We start from the raw sequence: 18,674 nt of genomic DNA, 5'->3' as shown, positions 1-18,674 counted from the left end.
TTTACGCACCGTACTTTTCTAACCTTCCAGCATACCCTAATGCAAGTGGCATAACATCAACGGCGTAAATAGTTCCCAAAGTTCCACGTGCACATTCGAATTCATTATACAATTTCGATAATCCTTTTCTTGTAAATTTGGAATAAACCATCAATGGTACAGGGTGAAATGAATGACCTTTCATTGCACAAGGGGTAGAGTGATCACCTATTACAACTAATACATCTGGATTTAAATCCAATAATATTGGAAGGTTTTTATCTACTTCTTCAATTACTTTAACCTTTGAATCAAAGTTACCGTCTTCTCCATATGAATCCGTCTTTTTAATATGAACGTAAAAGAAATCGTATTTCTCCCAATTTTCTTTAACAGTGTTAAATTCGTCTTCAATTGTTTGACCTGCTTTCAAAATTTCCATACCTACTAACTTTGCAAGTCCTTTATACATTGGATAAACTGCAACAGCAGCTGGTTTTAATTTATACACTTCTCCAAATTGTGGAAGATTTGGATACTTTGAAAATCCCCTTAAAAGTGCAAAATTCATTTTTGGTTGATCCTTTAATACTTCTTTTATTTTATCAATCAACATATTAATAATTTTCTCTGACTTTTTTGAAGCTTCATCTAATGCTTTTGTATATTTTATAGGTTTCCCTTCTTTTTGTGGATCGGCATCCTCTAATTTATCATGTAATCCTTCTCCCGTTAACTTTACTACAAATCTATGCTCTTTTCCAGGATAAAATCTAACTTCTACATCTTCTATTTGCTTGATGTTCTCGTTTAAAATCTCCACTATTTTTGCACTTTCCTCCGATGAAGGCCTTCCCGCTCTTCTATCAACAATTATATCATCATCTAAAGTTGCAAAATTTCCCCTTGCAACCAAATCTTTTTCTCCTACTTCTACATCAATACCAAGTGCTTCTAAAATTCCTCTTCCAATCTGATATTTCAAAGGATCATAACCAAAAATTCCAAGATGTCCAGGCCCACTTCCAGGGGTTATACCAGGTAAAACAGGGATGGTTTGACCTAGATCACTTTTTTGGGCCAAAGAATCTAAATTTGGAGTGTTAGCTTCTTGCAATGGTGTTAAACCTTTATCTCCTGGAATATCTCCAATACCATCCATAACTAATAATATAATTTTAGAGTTGTTAGGCGTAATTAAATCACCAATAACTCTTTGTCTATCAATCATTTTACCACCTCCGAATGTTTTCTAATATAAATAAACATAAAAATACCAAAAACTATCAGTAATAAGCTCACAAGTTGAGCAACCCTTATTTTCCCAAAATACAGACTATCCGTTCTTAATGATTCAATCCAAAACCTATTAATTGAATACAAAATAAAATATAATGCTGTAGTTTCTCCGTGTTTCTTCTTCTTTAAATCATAATTGTATAGGAACAAAAATATTAAGAAATCGATAATACTTTCATACAAAAATGTAGGATGAAAATATGAAAATTTTTCAAAACCCGGCATCCTACTTGAAGGTGGAACATACATCTTCCACGGTAAGTTTGTAGGTCCTCCATAAGCCTCATAATTAAAAAAGTTTCCCCAACGTCCAAGGGCTTGTCCTAAAGGCAAAACACTTGTCAAAAGATCAGTTCCCTGCAAAAAACTAAAAGAACAATTTTTTTTCACCTTCGTATAAATATATGTTGACAAAATAGCACCAATTATTGCTCCATGTATTGCAAGCCCTCCATGCCAAATTTTTACAATTTCATCTGGATATTTTGAATAAAATTCATCCCACATAAAAATTACGTAATAAACCCTTGCGCCAATTATTGAAAAAATTATTCCCCAAAATACTGCTTCATCAAAATGTTCAGGCTCAATCCCAAAAATCCCAAGCCTTCTTTTAACCAAATAATAAGAAATAACAATACCTAAAACTATCAAAAAACTATACCAACGTAGTTCAAACATTCCTATTTTAAATATATATCTCTTAAGTAAAATTTTCCCAGAAAAAACATTACTCAAAAACCAAAAGAGAAATATTACAACTAAAACACTTACGATAAAGATTAAAAACTTCTTCAACGTCTCTTCCTCCTCTTGTCTTTTTCATAAAGATTTTTGTAAACATAACTCAAATTTGATAATTTTATTTTTATATCCTCTGGAAATTCCAAATATCTCCAAAAAATTTCTCTCACTTCTTTTTCCAATTTTTGCACACCCTTTGATTCTTTTAAAATCCAAAGTATATAATTTTTCAAGAAATACTCATCAGGTCTCTCTTTTATCTTATTGTCCAACATGTAGTTATAAAATTCACCTGTTAATCCTTCCTCCATCCAATGTCCAAATGAAAGCTCTTTAGAAACTTTCCATCTGTAATCTCCTAAAGCACGTAAAATAGCTATATCTAAATTTTTTGGAAACATAGGAATAACAACTCTTCCTCTTCCACTTAAAAAATTCAATCCCTCAAAAGGTTCCCAACAAAATCCATAATCCCCATACCCTGGAACAATTATAAAGTATGGCAAAAACCTTATATTTACCCCCTTAATACTCCTTTGAAAAATTTTATAATCTATTTTTTCAACTTCTTCAATCTTATTTTTCAAAACCTCTTTCGTTAACATAAAAGCATTTGTCAAAAATATAGAAGATAATACCAAAAACCTGTTTCCAAGCCTTCCGACAGATTTATTCAACATTTGTTTTATAACCATGTATTCTGTAAACTCTTTTTTATTCTCAATTTTTTCATCAGATAATTGTTTTTTTTCTAAATCCTCTATTTGATTATAAAGTATCTCAACCTCTCTATCCAACTGTTTTAATTTTTTTAACCTTTCAATTGCTTGATCTATCAACGATAAAACCGCTTTATTATATGGTTTATCTTCGAAAGATATATTCTTTACAATCTCTAGAACTTCTTTTTCATACTTTTTTCTTTCCGAAATTTTTTCTTCAAATGCTTTCGTAAAAGAAGAAACATTACTCGTTAAAACCCTGGGCTGTTCTATAGTTTCAAGATAACTACTTGGATTAATTTTACCATTTTTCACAGCTAGTAACCATTCGTCAACATAAAACACATTTTCCACTTCTTCAACAAATGGTATTTTTCTAATTTTCTGAACATCACTTGTACTTAAATATTTTGGTTCTAGTAATCCAAATCTTAAAAATAATCTTTTTTCAATTTCATAGTCTTCTGTTATATTCCTACAAAGATACTCATACAATTTCCATACAACTCCAATAAAATTCCTCTTAATAGTTGAATCATTAAAATTTTTCTCCAATGCTATCTTCGCACTAACAACTTCTTTTGCCAAATCTTTTGAAACCCCTTTTAAAAGATTTTCAAAATACATAATCGCCTCCTATATTATACCTCTGTGTTTTATAAAACTATACAGTATTATCCACGTACCAAACATAACCTTAAAATAAATTAAGATATTTAACAACACAATATTGTTTTCTCCCATTAACGAAACTACTGAGAATACATATATTAAAAGCAAAATCCATTTTTCAACAATCTTTACCTTGTACTTGCTGAATAGATATTCAAATTCATTAATCGTAGTACTTAACGCATACAAAAGCAAACCTGTTCCACCTGCAACTCCTGCCGAAAAACCTCCTCCAGGACTTTTATGCCCAAAATATGCAAGATAAAAAGACAGCAAAATTACAAAATAGCTCAAAAATCTTAAAAAAATTCTAATATGGTTCTCGTGTAAAAAAAGATTCTTTTTCTCCTCCGAATAGTTAAACAAAAAAATACCTAACGCTGCTAAAGAAAACACCAACACCTCAAATACTGTATCATACAACCTATTTTTCAAGTAAATTTCTGCAACAAAATTATCTACATACCCTAACTTACTGAAATCAACACTATAATTACTGTAATTAAATAAAAACATAAAAAGTATTATAAATAAGAAAAATAATGATGCAATTTTTAACCATGCCATTTTATTTTAAACTCCTCTGTATTGAAAACATAAATATCACTATGTTGATACTTTTTTGCTTTTCTAACCATAACTTCGGAATTTTTTATTGACGCTACAATTATAGCATCAATTTCTGCTTTATCTTTAATGCTTATAACCGGTATGCCAAAATATCTATTTCCAATTTTCTGTGTATTATCATCAAAAAATACTACCACATTAAAGCCCCTATTCAACAAAAGTTGTGCTAAAGTTTTTCCTACTAAACCTGCCCCATAAATACCAATAAAATTTTTAGATTTTAACTTTAGAAATATATTTTCAAGATGTGATTCAATTTTCATAGAAAGTGAAACTATGTCGTTGAAAAATGCTAACTTTAAATAATAAAGCTCAGAAATCCCTTCTTCGGTTAAAAAATATCTCAATTTTTTCCCCAAATTTTCCACTTTAATTAATCCTCTTTCCCTTAACTCATTTAAGTACTTATTAACTAACGATGGAACAATACCAACTAAACTTGAAAGGTTCTTTTGTGAGATTTCACTATCTTTATTTATTGACTCCAGAATCAACAACTTTCTATATTCAGGTGTAGGTTGAAAAAATTTTAATGCATCTATTTTTACCATTTTATCCCCTCCAAAAAAATTATATCACATAAATAGTTCTATTTATCTCAAAATAATGTATAATTAAATAAAGAAAAACAGGAGGGATTAAAGTGTACATAAGGGTAACTATTGCACAATTAAATTCTCATTTAGGAAATTTTGATGAAAACTTAAAAAAAATATATAAAGCAGTAGATATCGCAGAAAAAAACAAAGCAGATTTTGTAATATTTCCTGAATTATTTCTTATAGGTTATCCACCAGAAGACTTAATCTTAAGAACTTCTTTTTTAAAGAAAAATATTAAATATTTGGAAAAAGTTATTTCATACTCTAAAGATAAAAATGTTGTAATTTTACTCGGATATATAGACGTGGAAGAAGATGCTTACAATTCTGTATCTATAATTCATCATGGAAAATTTTTGGGAAAATATCATAAACAATTACTACCAAATTACAGTGTCTTTGACGAACACAGGTATTTTAAACCAGGTAAAGAAACTGTTATTATAGAATATAACAGCATCAAAGTTGGTCTAAACATATGCGAAGATATCTGGAGCCCTATTGGCCCATTACACTATCAAGTATTAAACGGTGCTCAACTAATCTTAAATGCATCTGCTTCTCCTTATTACTATGGAAAGCGCACTTTACGAAAACAGTATCTTTCAACCAAATCATATGATTACCATTGCCCGATAGTGTACTGTAACTTGATAGGTGGGCAGGATGAAGTAGTTTTCGATGGAGGCAGTATAGTAACAACATCTAAGGGGGATATATTATACGAATGCAAACCTTTTGATGAAGAAATTATAACGATTGACATTCCTATAGAAGAAAACTTAAGAACAAATCTACAAGATCCTAGAAGAAGATATATAGAACTCGAAAAAAAAGATGTCAAAATAATTAAAATCTCAAATATACAACCCAAAAGAAAAAAACTAAAACTTTCAAAAATTACCTATAATCTCAATAAAGAAAATGAAATATTCAAGGCAATCACATTAGGTCTAAAGGACTATATCAAGAAAAATGGATTTAAAAAAGTAGTAATTGGACTTAGTGGTGGAATGGATTCATCACTTGTTGCGGCAATTGCAACGGAAGCCTTGGGAAAAGAAAATGTTATAGGTATTTTAATGCCATCAATGTATAGTAGCGAACACAGCATAAAAGATGCCATTGCTTTATCGGAAAATCTGGGTATTAAATATCATACATTAAAGATAACAGATATATACTATTCTTTCATGAGTGAGTTAAAAGACATCTTTAAAGATCATCACGAAGACATAACAGAAGAAAATATACAAGCAAGAATTCGTGGAACACTTTTAATGGCCTTATCAAACAAATTTGGATACATAGTGCTTGCAACGGGAAACAAAAGTGAAATAGCAACTGGATATTCCACGCTCTACGGTGATATGGTTGGAGGTTTTTCGCCAATCAAAGACGTATACAAAACAGAAGTATATAAAATTGCAAAATGGTATAATGAATACAAGGGAAAAGAAATAATACCACACAATGTCTTCATAAAACCACCAAGTGCAGAATTAAGACCTGATCAAAAGGATCAAGATACATTACCACCTTATGAAATATTAGACGAAATATTAAAATTATATATTGAAAAAGAACTATCAGTTGAGGAAATATCAGAAAAATACGACTTAAACACAGTAAAATACGTTGCAAAATTAGTAGATAAAAACGAATATAAAAGAAGGCAAGGTGTAATTGGCGTAAAGGTAACGGAGAGATCATTTGGAAAAGACAGACGTATGCCAATTACAAATCATTACAAAGAATGGTAGAAATATTGTTCTAATTTTTCGTAATAAAATAATAAACATTTCAACTGCTTTAATCTGAATCGACTAGTTATAATTAAAGGAGATGGACAAAAATGATCATGATAGGTGCACATATGCCAATAGGTGGTGGATTTAAGAGGGTTCCAAAAGAAACTTATGAAATTGGTGCAAATGCTTTTCAAATATTTCCACATAATCCACGCCAATGGCGAGCCAAATTACCAAATGAAGAGGATATAAAAATCTTTAAAGAACGCATAAAAAAGTACAATATCGAAACAGACTCTATGCTATGTCATAGTGGTTATCTCATTAACATTGCAAGCCCAAACGAAGAAACTTGGAAAAAATCGCTAGAACTTTTAATCCTTGAAATGCATATATGTAAGACTCTGGGGGTAAAATACCTAAACATACACCCAGGAAGCCATTTAAAAAGTGGTATAGAAAGCGGAATAACTAAAATAGTAGAAGCTCTTAATATTGCAATGGATGAGGAAAGTAAAACTTTCATACTATTGGAAAATGTAACCAAAAAAGGGGGAAATATTGGTTCAACTTTGGAGGAGTTAAATAGTATAATCGAAAAAGTTAAACATCCTGAAAGAGTTGGAATAACAATAGATACATGTCATGCGTGGGACGCAGGATATAACATAGCAAACAAGGAAGAATTGGAGAAGTTCTTAAAAAAAATAGATAAGTTATTTTCAATTGAAAAACTAAAGTTTATACATTTAAACGACTCAAAAAATGAACTTGGCTCTAACAAAGATAGACATGAAAATATTGGAAAGGGAAAAATCGGTAAAGAAGGACTCAAAATTTTTCTAGAAAACAAAATAATTCAAAACATACCATGGATTTTGGAAACCCCTGGAGATAATAAAATACATAAAAATGATATTAAAGAAGTATTCAAAATAATAGGAGTGAAACAATGAATATAGGACTTTCTCTTGCTGCGGGTGGTGTAAAGGGGTTTTCACATATTGCGACACTTAAATTTTTAGAGGAATATAATGTAAAACCTGATATAATAACGGGAGCTTCTGCTGGTGCAATTATCGCAGCATTATATGGTCTATACGGTAATAGTCAAATTGTGTACGAAAAATTTTCTGAAGGTATAGAAAAGTTTTTGCCAGATTTCAAAACATATACAGAAAAACTTGAAAAATCAAGCATTTGGTCAATCTTCCAAAGAGCATTAGTACCTATTGATCAATATTACAAATTTTTTAGATATCTTTTTGAAAGAAAAAAATTTAGTGATCTAAAATATAAAATTGGAATAATAACGTTTGATACATTAGAAGGAAAATCTCTGCTTATTACAGAAGGATTCTTAGTAGATGCCGTAATGGCTAGTTCCTCCGTACCAGGTGTTTTTTCACCACTATGGATAGCTGGAACACAAAATACAGATGGTGGTGTTTTATCTCCTACTCCAGTAAATGAAGCAATAGAAATGGGGGCTGATTTTGTAGTTGCAAGCACTTTTGAAAGAAAACCGAATGATTTTCCAAAAGATCAAATGGAACTTATGTACTACGTAGATACATGGAAAGAGATAGAACTTGAGTATGTTGATTTAGAAAAAGCAAATGTGGTAATATATTATAGGATTCCTTATTTCTGGTATCAATTCAACCTCTATAAAGAGATATACGAACATTCTTTAAAATTTATATATGAAAGGAGAAAAGAATTTGACCCTCGCTTTTGGTGGTGATTCAGTATTATACCTATCTATTCCGGCATTCTTTAACGTATCTGAAAAATATGACTTGTTTAATGAAATACATTGTACAGGTTTTTCCTGTATACCTGTGTATTTTTATCTTAAAACAGGTTCATATAACATATCATACCTTAAGACCAAGAAACTATTCCCCGAAATAAAAAAAACATTCCATTTTTTATATGGTCTATCACTTTTTGGAATTGTTGAACAACTAAGAACACTTTATAAAGCTTCTAAAGGAATAGATGGATTCAAATCTCAAAAAACATTAATAAACTTTGTAAAAAAACACTTTCCTGATGAGGAAATTCCAGGCAAGATGAAGATACATGCCTTCAATTTGAATACTTTTAACGATGAAATATTAAAAGGCTCCATTTGGGAGGCAATGATAAAAACATTAACTTTCCCAATAGAATTTAAACCTTTTGAAAATTATATTTCTGGGAGTTGGGTATACGGAATACCAGAAGCCGATTTTTTGTTTTATATAAGCTCAAACTTTCAAACTAATTTAAAAAATGCTGTTGACTATATGATTTTTTCAACAATATCAAGAACAAATAAAATTACAAATAATCGATTAGAAAAGGCTCCTCACAAAATTATATATCAGACTAATTCGTTAAATCCATTTGAAATTTCCACAGAGATTTTTAAAATGTCACAGGAATATTTAAGGAGGTACTTTTCATGAAAAAAATTGCAATATTCTTTTTTTTAATAGTTTCACTCATCTTTTTTACAAAAACTATACACGTTTCTTCAGATTATATTGAACCAACTGACAACTTAATAAAATATGAAGGAAGTATTTTATTAAGAATTGATGAAGATAATCTCAAACTCTTAACTCAAAAGATGGCTATAAAAAAAATAAACAACAAGTGGAGCACATTAGTCGCAGAAAATAACGTAAAGATAGAATTTGAAAATGGAATAATCGAAGGAACAAATTTGAATTATAATGTTGAAACACAAGTTGGAACACTTAAAGATGCTTCATTAACAATCCACGATTCTAAAAGTACGGAAACCATTTCAATAAAATGTGAAAACCTTGAATTTAATCTTAAAGAAAAAGATTTCCGTGGAACAGGAAAAAACGATAAAATATTCATCAGTAAAGGTAGTATTGTTGCAAAAGCTTTTAAGTTCTACTATAATAGAACTAAAGGTGAAATTACTCTGGAAGAAAGTGTTGATTTAAAAGACAATAAAAAGAAAATAAAACTTTTAGCAAAAAAAGTTGTGATATTTACAGAAACAAATAACATGAAAGGTGAAGATGTTAAAATTGAGATATTGGTGGAGTGAGATATGAAATATAGTATAATTACAGGTCCAACCGCTGTTGGAAAAACAGATTTGTTAATCGAAATTTCCGCAAAATTAGGTGCCCACATTATTTCCCTTGATTCTAGACAAATCTACAAATTAATGGATATCGGAACAGCAAAACCTTCTAAAGAAGAACAGCAAAAAGTAAAACACCATTTAATAGACCATATCTATCCAGATGAATATTATAATGCATTTTATTTTAGACAGGAAGCTCTGGAAATCAAAAATAAATTAGAAGAAAAAGGTATTCTGCCATTATTTGTAGGTGGCACAGGATTATATATCGACGCATTAGTAAAGGGATTCTTTGAAGGAGCACCAAGAGATGAAAATATAAGAAAAAAATTAAATGAACTTGAAAAAAATGAACCCGGTATTTTGAGGACAATGCTTCTAAAATACGATCCTGAATATGCAGCAAAAATTCATCCTTGTGATTTGAAACGTACCATTAGAGCACTTGAGGTTTTTTTTAAAACAGGAAAGAAAATCTCGGATTTGCACAAACAAGATAAAATTTCAAGTGATTACAAAATACTAATATTAACAAGAAACAGAGATGAATTATATGAAAGAATAAACTATAGAGTTGATTTAATGATAAAAAATGGATTAATCGACGAAGTAAAAATGTTAACCGAAAAATACTCCAAAGATATTAATGCCTTTCAAACAATTGGGTACAAAGAACTAATAAATTTCTTTGAAAAAAAATACGATATTAAAACTGCTATACATTTGATTAAAAGAAACACTAGACATTTTGCCAGAAGACAAATAATATGGTCGAGACGATATAAAAATGCCCTGTGGATAAATCTATCCGAGCTTTCGAGAAAAGAAGCACTAGAAAAAATAGAAAAATTCATAAACGAGGTGTAAATATGGAAACTCTTTACAGAAAATACAGACCAAAAAAATTTTCGGAAATAGTTGGCCAAAAACACGTTAAAACACTATTTATTAATTCCATAAAAAATAACAATGTTTCACATGCATATATATTTGCAGGCCCACGAGGCACTGGTAAAACAACCATTGCAAGAATTTTATCAAAATCTTTAAATTGTGAAAATAGAAAAGATGCAGAACCTTGTAATGTATGTAACTCTTGCATTTCAATAGATAAAGGAAATTTTATGGATGTTCTTGAAATTGATGCGGCTTCAAATAGAGGAATAGATGAAATTAGAAAAATAAGAGAAACAGTAGGATATCACACTGCTCAAGGAAAATATAAAGTATATATCATAGATGAGGCACACATGCTCACAAGGGAGGCATTTAACGCCCTTCTAAAGACCCTGGAAGAACCTCCATCAAATGTTGTTTTCATACTTGCAACGACAAATCCTGAAAAAATACCACAAACAATTATTTCGAGATGTCAAGTTATAGATTTCAAAAATATACCATTAAAAGATATAGTAGATAGATTGGAATTTGTATGCCAAAAAGAAAAATTCAATGCCACAAAAGATGCCCTTATAGAGATAGCGAAACGCGCAAAAGGTGGACTTAGAGATGCACTCACAATTTTAGAACAAGTAGCTAAATCGTCGAAAAATAATATTGACATAAATGATGTAAGAAATACATTAGGTTTAGTTTCAGAAGAACTTATAGATAATTTATTAAAAAACATCAAAGAAGGTAATATTATTAATATTTTAAAAATAATAGACGAAGTATACTATAGCGGAAGAGATTTTGAAACGTTCTTATTTCAAACAATTGAAAAAATACTATTGTTAATTGAAGAAAATAACAACACTGAATTTATTAATCTTCTAAAACCTTTATCCGATATCTTAAAAGACATAAAATATTCTGAAGAAAAGATTATTCTTGTAAAACTCGGATTTTTAAATCTTATAAATTTTAAAGAAAACAACAACAAAACTACAAACAAAGTATTAGAAAATATCAAAAAAGAAAGTGAAAAAATAGAAGAAAATATCGAATCAGAAAAAACTGAAGTTATGGAAAAAGACATACCCAAATTTGATGAAGTTCTAGAAGACCTTAAGATAAATGGTGATCTTTCGTTGTATATTGGGCTTTCATTTGCAAAAATCCAAGAAGGATCAGACAAAATAAAACTGATATTTCCTTACAGCAAAAAACTACATTTTGAGCTAATTAAAGACAAAAAAAGCTTCCTTGAACAATATATTAAAAGAAAATTTGGTATAACTAAGGAAATTGAGGTAATTCTGTCAAATTCTACCGAGGACGAAACTCTAAAAAAGCTATCATTTTTATTTGGAAAAAACTACAAAATAGAGGGGGATTAACATGCTGGGGTTAAACTTAGATGAAGTAATTCTAAAAGCAAAAGAATTAAGAGCATCTGATGTACACATAACTTCTGGACTGCCCATCATGACAAGGGTAGATGGAAAATTAATTTCCTTAAAAACATTTCCCATTCCAACCGCAGAAGAAATCAAAAACACAGTCGATAACATTTTTTTAGACTTGGGAATAAAAATAAATAAAAAAGAAATAGATTTTTCTTTTTCAATGCATGATTTAAGAATTAGAGCAAACTTTTATTTTGAAAGAAAAAATCCAACTCTTGCCTTGAGACTCATTACAAAAAAAATAAGGACAATTGACGAACTTGGATTGCCAGAAATCCTAAAGGATTTTTCTGAAAAGGACCACGGACTTGTTCTTGTCGCTGGACCAACAGGAAGTGGAAAATCAACAACACTAGCTGCTATGGTGGAACATATAAACACAAGATATGCTTATCACATAATCACAATAGAAGATCCTGTAGAATATGTTTTCGAATCAAAAAGATCATTAATACATCAAAGGGAAGTGGGAACGGACACAGAAAGTTTTACAAATGGTTTAAAATACGCACTGCGACAAGATCCTGATGTAATACTGGTTGGAGAAATGAGAGATTTAGAAACCATTTCACTAGCACTCACAGCCGCAGAAACAGGCCATCTTGTCTTTGCAACTATACACACAAATTCAGCTGCCGCAGCTCCAGAAAGAATAATAGATGTTTTTCCCGCACATCAGCAAAAACAAATTGCGCTTCAACTTGCAAACACACTAATCGCAACTGTATTTCAAAGGCTTGTTCCAAAAAAAGACTTTGGAGTAGTTGCTATTGATGAAATAATGATTGCAACACCAGCCATCAAAAATCTTATCAGGGAAAACAAACTCCATCAAATCGAAGGTATAATGCAAACAAGCCAAAAACAAGGTAATATTTTATTTGACGATGCACTTATTCAAGCTTTCTTAAAAGGATTAATTACAAAAGAAACTGTTTTTGAAAATGCTCGTAATGTTGAGGAGGTGTCTAAAAAGCTAGGATGGAGAACATTAAGATAGTAAAACAAATTAATGAATGGAGCACGAAAACACTCAAAAATCTTGAAGAAAAACTAAGTTCACAACTTTCACCGGAAGAAATCAAAGAGTATTCGGAAAAATATTCTAAAATGAAAGAAATTGTCGAACTTTCAAAAAAATATATAGAGTTTGAAGAAGAAAAAGAACTATGGAAAGAAGAAATGCCTGAAGGGTATGATCTTGAGATTGCAAAATTAGACAAAGACCAAGAAAAAATAGTGCAAGAATTAATAACATTAGTACTTCCAAAAAATGAATACACAGGTAAAAATGTATTTTTAGAAATTAGAGCTGGAACTGGTGGAGATGAAGCTGCACTTTTTGCGGCTGATTTACTTAGAATGTATCTAAGGTACGTTGAAAAAAAGGGATTTAAAGCGGAAATAATTGATGAAAACCAAACAGATTTAGGTGGATATAAAGAGGTCATTGTTAAAATAAAAGGAAAAAATGTTGGAAATTTATTAAAATACGAAAGTGGTGTACATAGAGTTCAAAGGGTCCCTTCCACAGAATCAGGCGGAAGGATACATACTTCTACTGCTACAGTTGCCGTTCTTCCAGAAGTCTCAAATGTAGAAATAGAGATAAATCCCACCGACTTAAGAATTGACACCTATAGGGCATCGGGTGCAGGAGGACAATATGTAAACAAAACTGAATCCGCTGTAAGAATTACACATATACCTACCGGCATCGTGGTAACTTGCCAATCAGAACGTTCTCAACTCCAAAATAAAGAACAAGCAATGAACATTCTAAGGGCTAGGCTTTATAAATTAAAACTAGAAGAACAATCAAGAAAGATAAGTTCAAATAGAAAATCACAAATCGGTTCAGGAGAAAGAAGTGAAAAAATTAGAACGTATAATTTTCCACAAAATAGGGTAACTGATCATAGGATAAATTATACATCCTATAATTTACAAGGAGTGCTAGATGGAGATTTAGATGATTTTATAACACGTCTAATGAGAGTAGATATGTTAGAACAAATTGAAAATATAATAAAAGGAGGAAATCAAAATGAAAATTAACGTAGTAGAACATCCATTAATTAAACATAAATTAACTCTCATGAGAAGGAAAGATACTGGCCCAAAAGAATTTAGAGAACTTCTAAAAGAAATCACACTTCTAATAGCATATGAAGCCACTAGACATATAGAAATATTTGAAACAGAAATAGAAACACCACTTGAAAAAACTAAAGGGTATTTTATTAATGATAAAGATGTGGTAATAATACCTATTTTAAGGGCAGGCTTGGGTATGTCTGATGGTATACTACAACTACTACCAAATGCTTCAGTAGGCCACATTGGAATATATAGGGATCCAAAAACCTTAGAGGCCGTGGAATATTACGCCAAATTTCCAAAAATAACTGAAAATTCTATCGTCTTTGTACTTGATCCAATGCTTGCAACAGGTGTATCTTCTGTAAAAGCATTAGATATATTAAAGAAAAACGGCGCCAAAAACATTATACTTGTCACATTAATTGCCTCACCAGAAGGTACTGAAAAAATAAATAAGGAACATCCAGATGTCATTATATATACTGCTTCTTTAGACCAAAAGCTAAATTCTAAAGGTTATATACTCCCAGGACTTGGCGACGCAGGAGATAGACTCTTTAGAACAAAATAGGAGGGATATAATTGAATGTTGAAACCTTCAACATAAAAGATTTGGAAAAGATGACAATTAAAGAATTATATAAGTTAGCAAAAGAATACGATATTGCAAGATATACCTCAATGCGCAAACAAGATTTGATATTTGCCATTTTGGAAGCAAGAGCCCAATCTGAAGGTTACTTTTTTGGAGAAGGAGTACTGGAAGTACACCCTGATGGTTTTGGATTTTTAAGGAGTATGGAAAGTATGCTTCCAAGTTCAAAAGATATATATATTTCTAATTCACAAATAAGAAAATTCAATTTAAACACAGGAGATATAATTTCTGGAGTTATTCGTCCCCCAAAAGAAAATGAAAGATTTTTCGCTATGATTAAAATTGAAGCAATCAATTATAAAGATCCAGAACTTGCAAATGAAAGAGTTAATTTTGAAAACCTAACACCTTCTTACCCGGATACCCAATACATCCTGGAAACAGATAAAGATACACTTTCAACGAGAATAATTGATCTCTTTTCACCTATTGGGAAAGGTCAAAGGGGAATGATTGTAGCACCACCTAAAGCTGGTAAAACAACTATTTTAAAAGAAATCGCAAATGGGATTGCTAGAAATTATCCAGATACCATTAGAATAGTTCTGCTTATTGATGAACGGCCTGAAGAAGTAACAGATATTAAGGAATCGGTAAACGCAAAAGTTATTGCTGCACCTTTTGACATGCCACCTGATAAACAAATCAAAAAAGCAGAATTAACACTTGAAATGGCTAAAAGACTTGTTGAATACGGTCACGATGTTGTAATATTACTTGACAGTCTAACAAGACTTGCAAGAGTTTATAATATTAACGTTCCACCAAGTGGAAAATTATTAAGTGGAGGTGTTGACCCTGCTGCACTATACAAACCTAAACACTTCTTTGGTGCTGCCAGGAATATAAAAGAAGGAGGAAGTTTGACAATAATTGCAACTTCTTTAATAGAAACTGGGTCTAAAATGGATGAAGTAATATTTGAAGAATTCAAAGGAACAGGAAATATGGAACTTGTACTCTCAAGACAACTTGCGAACAAACGGATTTTTCCAGCAATAAACATTACATTATCTGGTACTAGAAAAGAAGAATTGTTGCTCTCAATGGAACAAATAAAAAAAATATGGCTTTTAAGAAAAATGCTTTCTTCTATGAATGAAGAAGAAGGGTTAAAGTTAATACTCAATAAACTAAAAGAAACAAAATCAAACGATGACTTCCTTGCTTTAATAGATTCTCAAAAGGGGAGTTAAAATGAAGAAAATCTCTGCAATTTTCATTTTATTTTTTGCATTGACCATTTTTGGTTTTCAAAAAGAAGCAATTGAATATTATCAAGCAGGGTTAAATGCCTATCAGCAAGATAACTACAAAAAAGCACTAGAGTACTTTGAAAAAGCTCTTGTTCTTGATCCTTCAATAGAAGGATACGATAATTCTTTGAAATTTAAGGCGGGAATCAGTGCATTTATGATTGGAAACTATGATAAAGCAAAGGCATATCTTTCAAACTATAAAGATAACCCTGTTGTAGGTAAATTCCTAAGCTCGATACAAAAAGAATCTACTGAAACTTCTGAGTGGAGTAACTGGATAAAAAAATACCATCCAACAGAAGTACCAGTTTCCACAAATACTACAAATAATAAAAGTAATTTCAAACTTATTCTTTTCTTAATAACTTTCTCTTTATCTTTTGCAATACTTTTGTTTATGGAAATTAGGGTATGGAAAGCCAAAAAAACTTATCCTGTAGCTGTAGAAGAAATAAAACCTGAACCTATAAAGACTCCAAGTATAATTGTCGAAAATACTGAAGAACTTTTCCCTGAAAACACAAAGGCTACAATTAATTTTGAAGATTTGATTAATAAAGATCTTTCATTCTTATCTGAATTCTTCGATGATACATCCAAACAAGAATTAGATAAAGAACCAGAAAAACCAGTTGAAAATACCCTTATTGAAAAATCAACAGAATCAAAAGACACAATCAACAAAGTTGAAAAATCTAACAACATTAAAGAAGAAAAAGATGAAATAAATAATGAGACATTAGAAGACTATATACAAGTTGTAAAAGAAGAAGAAGAAAAAGAAAAATCCTCTGAAGAAGAGATAAATGAGATACTCGAAGAAATAGATGAAATCGAAGAAATCGTCTCAAACTCAAATGAAGACAAAGATATAGTTGAGAATTCTCTTATTGAACAGTTAAATAGTATGAAATTTGAAAATACCACCGATGAAATTCCTATTGAAAGACTTGAAGAATTTTCTACACTTTCACCGGATGAAAGTTTAAAATTACTTGATGAGAAGGAAGAATTTGACGAATTTGATTTAAAAATTATTTCAAAATCACTAAAAGACCTTATGTTATCACACGAAGAAATGAGGTGATTTATATAAAAAAAATTACTATTTTAATAACTTTCTTTTTGATTTCAATATCTTTTTCTGGAATTTTTGAATTTGTTGAAAACACATCGGGATTTAGAGATTTTTTTGTGGATGTTTCTGTAAATTTTGATGTAATAGACAAAAATGGAACAAATTTTAAGAATAACATATCATTCGAAGCAACAATACTCAATCTCGAACATTTTGATATCCTTATAAAGTCTCCTGAGTTCTTAAAAGATATAAATATTGAAGCAAACACATTAAATTCAGCAACATACTATAAATACAAAAATTATACAATTTCCAATATTTCTGACTTCGATATAAACCTTGTATACGAAATTATCATGACTACTTCAAGTTTCTTGTCTTCATCACTTTTTACTATATTTGAAAAAGGAGATAATTTATCCTTGATACCTGCAGGTTATACTTTTTTAAAACGTTTGGGTCTTGAACCAACAAAAATATTAGTCAAATTCAACAACAATAAATTAAAAGAAATACTTTTCACTACTGATAAAAGTACTGAAAGTATATCAGTAAAATTTGAAAAATTTGAAATTTTGAAGGGGGATTATAAATGAAAAAAATTTCAACTTTTCTTTTTATACTTCTATCAATATTTATTTTATCAACTTCAATAGATTTCGGACTTGGCTGGAGTTTTGGTGATTCCTATCAAATGTTGCTCGGATATTCTGAGGATTTTTTTAACATAACTTGGATTTTTAATCCTCTAGGAAATTTTGTACACAAAATTTATCTTGATGTCTTATTTTTAAACATTAATAACTTTTCAATTTCACCTACTTTATTCATTTATAATACAAAAAGTATTGATTTTCCTTTAATTGAAGGAGGAATAAAAGCTTCACTTAACCAAAATAGATATCTTATATCTTTATTATTAACATATCCTTTTAATTCTAATAGCTATTTTCTTGAAAATTCACTTTACATTTCATTCAAATATATTGTTCCACCACCCGATCCAAGAAAAAAGTGGAAAGATGATCTATTTATAATTTTTAACTACGCTAAACAAAAGCTTTTTGTAGGTTTGGGTCTTTCAGAACATTTCTAATGGAGGTTTAAAATGGAAATTTTAAAAAAGGTTACCGACATAGATTTTAACAAACTTCTTGATAAAGGATTTAATTTTTTTATATTCGATTTTGATAACACAATAAACACTTGGAAAGAAAAAGAGATTCCCAACAAAATTATTGAAATATTTGAATTTTTGAAAAAGAAAAATGCCAAAATCTTAATCTTATCCAACGGAAAACCTAGACCCCTAAATTACGATATAGAAACCATATGGCTTGCAAAAAAACCTTTGCCATTTAAATTTAAAAAATATATAGTAAGCAATTATGGAAAGAAAAATAATTTTAAATTTGCAATGATTGGTGATCAAATATTTACCGATATGTTATTTGGCCTTTTTATAAAAGCATATTTAATAAAAGTAAATCCAATAGATACAAACCACGAATTTTTTGTAACAAAAATTCTCAGAAAATTCGAAAAAATACTCTTGAATTTTTCCAAACATATGTTATAATGTTCAGTGGAGGCGTGTTCCGAATTGGCTAAGGGGCCGGTCTTGAAAACCGGTGGGGGTTACACCCCCGTGTGGGTTCGAGTCCCACCGCCTCCGCCATAAAAAGCAGGGAAATTCCCTGCTTTT

The 18,674-nt window shown here is 30.3% G+C and carries 20 protein-coding genes and 1 tRNA gene; 16 read left to right on the top strand and 5 right to left on the bottom strand.

The window, feature by feature from the left end; genetic code table 11:
* Nucleotide 1: 1 nt before the first annotated feature.
* Genes Y592_RS07750 through Y592_RS07730 form a run of 5 tightly spaced genes read right to left on the bottom strand, consistent with a single transcriptional unit; the run spans nucleotide 2 to nucleotide 4,597 of the window.
* Entirely contained in the window at nucleotides 2-1,210 is a 1,209-nt protein-coding gene (locus tag Y592_RS07750) for a 2,3-bisphosphoglycerate-independent phosphoglycerate mutase (protein WP_075666414.1), read from the bottom strand.
* A complete protein-coding gene (lgt, locus tag Y592_RS07745) occupies nucleotides 1,207-2,076 on the bottom strand; it encodes a prolipoprotein diacylglyceryl transferase (RefSeq protein WP_075666413.1) in 870 nt (289 codons plus the stop codon). Before lgt ends, Y592_RS07750 begins: the two co-directional genes overlap by 4 nt.
* Nucleotides 2,073-3,371: a hypothetical protein gene (locus tag Y592_RS07740; protein WP_075666412.1), complete on the bottom strand. Its 1,299-nt coding sequence runs from the start codon at nucleotides 3,369-3,371 to the stop codon at nucleotides 2,073-2,075. The genes lgt and Y592_RS07740 overlap by 4 nt, the downstream gene beginning before the upstream one ends.
* A 9-nt stretch (nucleotides 3,372-3,380) precedes the next feature.
* Nucleotides 3,381-3,983, bottom strand: coding sequence for a Na(+)/H(+) antiporter subunit B (locus Y592_RS07735; protein ID WP_075666411.1), 603 nt, complete (start codon nucleotides 3,981-3,983; stop codon nucleotides 3,381-3,383).
* Nucleotides 3,971-4,597: a winged helix-turn-helix transcriptional regulator gene (locus Y592_RS07730; protein ID WP_075666410.1), complete on the bottom strand. Its 627-nt coding sequence runs from the start codon at nucleotides 4,595-4,597 to the stop codon at nucleotides 3,971-3,973. Before Y592_RS07730 ends, Y592_RS07735 begins: the two co-directional genes overlap by 13 nt.
* A gap of 92 nt (nucleotides 4,598-4,689) precedes the next feature.
* On the opposite strand from Y592_RS07730, the gene Y592_RS07725 reads away from it, so the two are divergent.
* From Y592_RS07725 to Y592_RS07650, 16 genes are all read left to right on the top strand, one after another.
* Nucleotides 4,690-6,411 (top strand): NAD+ synthase, encoded by a 1,722-nt coding sequence (locus tag Y592_RS07725; protein WP_075666409.1) that lies wholly within the window; start codon nucleotides 4,690-4,692, stop codon nucleotides 6,409-6,411.
* 92 nt (nucleotides 6,412-6,503) lie between these two features.
* Nucleotides 6,504-7,355: a deoxyribonuclease IV gene (locus Y592_RS07720; protein WP_075666408.1), complete on the top strand. Its 852-nt coding sequence runs from the start codon at nucleotides 6,504-6,506 to the stop codon at nucleotides 7,353-7,355.
* Nucleotides 7,352-8,146 carry a patatin-like phospholipase family protein gene (locus Y592_RS07715; protein ID WP_075666407.1) on the top strand — a complete coding sequence of 265 codons (795 nt, stop codon included), beginning with the start codon at nucleotides 7,352-7,354 and terminating at the stop codon, nucleotides 8,144-8,146. Before Y592_RS07720 ends, Y592_RS07715 begins: the two co-directional genes overlap by 4 nt.
* A complete protein-coding gene (locus Y592_RS07710) occupies nucleotides 8,124-8,855 on the top strand; it encodes a hypothetical protein (RefSeq protein WP_075666406.1) in 732 nt (243 codons plus the stop codon). The genes Y592_RS07715 and Y592_RS07710 overlap by 23 nt, the downstream gene beginning before the upstream one ends.
* Nucleotides 8,852-9,475 carry a hypothetical protein gene (locus Y592_RS07705; RefSeq protein ID WP_075666405.1) on the top strand — a complete coding sequence of 208 codons (624 nt, stop codon included), beginning with the start codon at nucleotides 8,852-8,854 and terminating at the stop codon, nucleotides 9,473-9,475. The genes Y592_RS07710 and Y592_RS07705 overlap by 4 nt, the downstream gene beginning before the upstream one ends.
* Nucleotides 9,476-9,478: 3 nt before the next feature.
* On the top strand, nucleotides 9,479-10,384 hold the full coding sequence (gene miaA / locus Y592_RS07700; protein WP_075666404.1) for a tRNA (adenosine(37)-N6)-dimethylallyltransferase MiaA: 906 nt from the start codon (nucleotides 9,479-9,481) through the stop codon (nucleotides 10,382-10,384).
* Between the two features lie 2 nt (nucleotides 10,385-10,386).
* Nucleotides 10,387-11,799 carry a DNA polymerase III subunit gamma/tau gene (gene dnaX, locus Y592_RS07695; RefSeq protein ID WP_075666403.1) on the top strand — a complete coding sequence of 471 codons (1,413 nt, stop codon included), beginning with the start codon at nucleotides 10,387-10,389 and terminating at the stop codon, nucleotides 11,797-11,799.
* A 1-nt stretch (nucleotide 11,800) separates the two neighbouring features.
* On the top strand, nucleotides 11,801-12,868 hold the full coding sequence (locus tag Y592_RS07690) for a type IV pilus twitching motility protein PilT (protein ID WP_075666402.1): 1,068 nt from the start codon (nucleotides 11,801-11,803) through the stop codon (nucleotides 12,866-12,868).
* A complete protein-coding gene (prfA, locus tag Y592_RS07685; RefSeq protein WP_075666401.1) occupies nucleotides 12,850-13,926 on the top strand; it encodes a peptide chain release factor 1 in 1,077 nt (358 codons plus the stop codon). Before Y592_RS07690 ends, prfA begins: the two co-directional genes overlap by 19 nt.
* Complete coding sequence (gene upp / locus Y592_RS07680) at nucleotides 13,916-14,542, top strand: uracil phosphoribosyltransferase (protein ID WP_075666400.1); 627 nt, start codon at nucleotides 13,916-13,918, stop codon at nucleotides 14,540-14,542. The genes prfA and upp overlap by 11 nt, the downstream gene beginning before the upstream one ends.
* 11 nt (nucleotides 14,543-14,553) lie before the next feature.
* Nucleotides 14,554-15,825 carry a transcription termination factor Rho gene (rho, locus tag Y592_RS07675; protein ID WP_075666399.1) on the top strand — a complete coding sequence of 424 codons (1,272 nt, stop codon included), beginning with the start codon at nucleotides 14,554-14,556 and terminating at the stop codon, nucleotides 15,823-15,825.
* A 1-nt stretch (nucleotide 15,826) separates the two neighbouring features.
* A complete protein-coding gene (locus Y592_RS07670; protein WP_075666398.1) occupies nucleotides 15,827-16,975 on the top strand; it encodes a tetratricopeptide repeat protein in 1,149 nt (382 codons plus the stop codon).
* The gene (locus Y592_RS07665) at nucleotides 16,972-17,565 is read left to right on the top strand and encodes a hypothetical protein (RefSeq protein ID WP_232218180.1); all 594 of its coding nucleotides are present in this window, start codon (nucleotides 16,972-16,974) and stop codon (nucleotides 17,563-17,565) included. Before Y592_RS07670 ends, Y592_RS07665 begins: the two co-directional genes overlap by 4 nt.
* Nucleotides 17,562-18,065 carry a hypothetical protein gene (locus Y592_RS07660; protein WP_075666397.1) on the top strand — a complete coding sequence of 168 codons (504 nt, stop codon included), beginning with the start codon at nucleotides 17,562-17,564 and terminating at the stop codon, nucleotides 18,063-18,065. Before Y592_RS07665 ends, Y592_RS07660 begins: the two co-directional genes overlap by 4 nt.
* Nucleotides 18,066-18,077: 12 nt before the next feature.
* Nucleotides 18,078-18,548 carry a haloacid dehalogenase gene (locus tag Y592_RS07655; RefSeq protein WP_075666396.1) on the top strand — a complete coding sequence of 157 codons (471 nt, stop codon included), beginning with the start codon at nucleotides 18,078-18,080 and terminating at the stop codon, nucleotides 18,546-18,548.
* Nucleotides 18,549-18,556: 8 nt separating this feature from the next.
* Nucleotides 18,557-18,647: transfer RNA gene (locus Y592_RS07650), tRNA-Ser, on the top strand.
* The last annotated feature ends 27 nt before the right edge of the window (nucleotides 18,648-18,674 follow it).

This window comes from Thermosipho sp. 1070, assembly GCF_001682135.1.
GTDB lineage: Bacteria > Thermotogota > Thermotogae > Thermotogales > Fervidobacteriaceae > Thermosipho > Thermosipho affectus.
Note: the sequence above shows the minus strand (reverse complement) of the source record. Positions and strands in the feature narration are given on the sequence as shown.

Coding starts and splice junctions, on each gene's coding strand:
- Y592_RS07750 (WP_075666414.1), bottom strand. CDS start 1,210: ATGATTGATAGACAAAGAGTTATTGGTGATTTAATTACGCCTAACAAC.
- Y592_RS07740 (WP_075666412.1), bottom strand. CDS start 3,371: ATGTATTTTGAAAATCTTTTAAAAGGGGTTTCAAAAGATTTGGCAAAA.
- Y592_RS07735 (WP_075666411.1), bottom strand. CDS start 3,983: ATGGCATGGTTAAAAATTGCATCATTATTTTTCTTATTTATAATACTT.
- Y592_RS07730 (WP_075666410.1), bottom strand. CDS start 4,597: ATGGTAAAAATAGATGCATTAAAATTTTTTCAACCTACACCTGAATAT.
- Y592_RS07720 (WP_075666408.1), top strand. CDS start 6,504: ATGATCATGATAGGTGCACATATGCCAATAGGTGGTGGATTTAAGAGG.
- Y592_RS07715 (WP_075666407.1), top strand. CDS start 7,352: ATGAATATAGGACTTTCTCTTGCTGCGGGTGGTGTAAAGGGGTTTTCA.
- Y592_RS07705 (WP_075666405.1), top strand. CDS start 8,852: ATGAAAAAAATTGCAATATTCTTTTTTTTAATAGTTTCACTCATCTTT.
- miaA (WP_075666404.1), top strand. CDS start 9,479: ATGAAATATAGTATAATTACAGGTCCAACCGCTGTTGGAAAAACAGAT.
- dnaX (WP_075666403.1), top strand. CDS start 10,387: ATGGAAACTCTTTACAGAAAATACAGACCAAAAAAATTTTCGGAAATA.
- Y592_RS07690 (WP_075666402.1), top strand. CDS start 11,801: ATGCTGGGGTTAAACTTAGATGAAGTAATTCTAAAAGCAAAAGAATTA.
- prfA (WP_075666401.1), top strand. CDS start 12,850: ATGGAGAACATTAAGATAGTAAAACAAATTAATGAATGGAGCACGAAA.
- upp (WP_075666400.1), top strand. CDS start 13,916: ATGAAAATTAACGTAGTAGAACATCCATTAATTAAACATAAATTAACT.
- Y592_RS07670 (WP_075666398.1), top strand. CDS start 15,827: ATGAAGAAAATCTCTGCAATTTTCATTTTATTTTTTGCATTGACCATT.
- Y592_RS07660 (WP_075666397.1), top strand. CDS start 17,562: ATGAAAAAAATTTCAACTTTTCTTTTTATACTTCTATCAATATTTATT.
- Y592_RS07655 (WP_075666396.1), top strand. CDS start 18,078: ATGGAAATTTTAAAAAAGGTTACCGACATAGATTTTAACAAACTTCTT.